Source organism: Vibrio sp. YT-19(2023) (assembly GCF_033337395.1).
Map to the genome: position 1 here is coordinate 1 of NZ_JAWOQN010000093.1, position 1523 is coordinate 1523.

Here is a 1523-nt window from a genome sequence, read left to right on the forward strand (position 1 = left end):
ATACCCAAATGGGGTTAAAAGAACCAGCTGCTGTTGTCTTCTAATTCCTGACGACATTGCTTCAGCTGCCAGCCATAAGTCTTTGCGGTTTGCTCAACGCGCCGAGCCACTTTCATCAAACTAGGCTTTCTTTTGTAAGTTCCACGTTGATAACCGCCTCGCCCTTCATGATAGGCCAGATACTGGTTATAAGGGTCCCACAATGAAATGCCTAACTGGCGACGAGTCTCGTGGGTATACCACCCAACAAACATTATCGAATCATCAAAATTGGTGCGCGAACCACCTTGTCCGGTGGAATCTTGGAAGTCATCCCAAGCTGGATCTTGAGCCTGAGCATAGCCATACGCACTGCTTACGCGTCCCCAAGGGATGAAACCCAATACGTAATCTTTGGGTGGTTTGGCATCATGGCGGAAACTGCTTTCCTGCTTGATGATGGCCATGGCAACATGAATGGGCGTTCCCCACTCTTTTTCCATATCTTTCGCATCATCATACCAACCAGATTTTTCTCGGAATATCTCACATAGGTTATCTTGCTGTTTTGGTGGCGCTGTCGCACATCCCGCAAGCAACACACTTCCTAGCACCGATACAACCAACGGCTTAATGTTCAATCCCACCCAATCCTTACTTATTGATTATTGTTTTAGATAAGCGAAGTAGTTTTCCAGAAACTCGTCAAAAGATAACGTATCGCTTTCTTCCGCTTGTCGCTGTTTCTCAACTGAAGAAGCCACTTCCGTTTCCATTATATCTTGCGAGTAATGTTGGTAACCGTGAGCCAGATTTTCTTCACGGAACTTCATGCCAAGAGCACAACCTACTTTGCCAAGTCCACCAAGTTCTTTGGTTAGCTCAAGCAATTGGCCAGAAATCGTCAGTTCAGGGTTATCAATCCATGCTTCTAACTTGTCACATACAGCTTGGTAAGCGTCGCCACCAGCCGCAGAATCCATCTCTACTGCAATTTGGCGCAACTCAACGAATACTCGCTTCGCCCAATCTTGCAAAGATAAGCGTTCACCTTGGCAACCGATTTGCAGCATCAAACCTTTTTCACGACCAGAGATGATCACTTTGTTCCAGTTGTCACGCCAGCATTCTAGTTCGCAGTTATCCATTGGGTCAGAATCTGACAACGCCGCCCACGTTAGGAAAAGATCTAAGAAACGAACTTGCTCTTCGCTAACACCAACGGCACTAAATGGGTTCACATCTAATGAGCGCACTTCAATGTATTCCACGCCCGCACGACTCAACGCATCTGAAGGCTTCTCACCACTTTTCGCTACGCGTTTCGGACGAATTGGGGCGTACAATTCATTTTCAATCTGGAGAATGTTGGTATTGAGCTGACGGTACTCACCATCCACTTTTACTCCAATTTTTGCGAATTCTTCAGATGGTCGACGAATCGCATCACCTAAACCTTCAAGATATTGGTCAATACTGTTGAAACCAATTTTCAATACGCTTTGAGCACTGTTGGTATAACCAAGATCACTCAAGCGAAGAGA

1 protein-coding gene and 1 pseudogene are annotated in these 1523 nt (G+C 45.9%); both read right to left on the reverse strand.

The genetic code is table 11. The features are described from left to right. Nucleotides 1–14: 14 nt before the first annotated feature. The gene (locus R7E78_RS24045; protein WP_318058326.1) at nucleotides 15–620 is read right to left on the reverse strand and encodes a hypothetical protein; all 606 of its coding nucleotides are present in this window, start codon (nucleotides 618–620) and stop codon (nucleotides 15–17) included. A gap of 24 nt (nucleotides 621–644) precedes the next feature. Continuing rightward, nucleotides 645–1523 (reverse strand): annotated as a pseudogene (locus tag R7E78_RS24050) (glutamate--cysteine ligase); the annotation flags it as partial.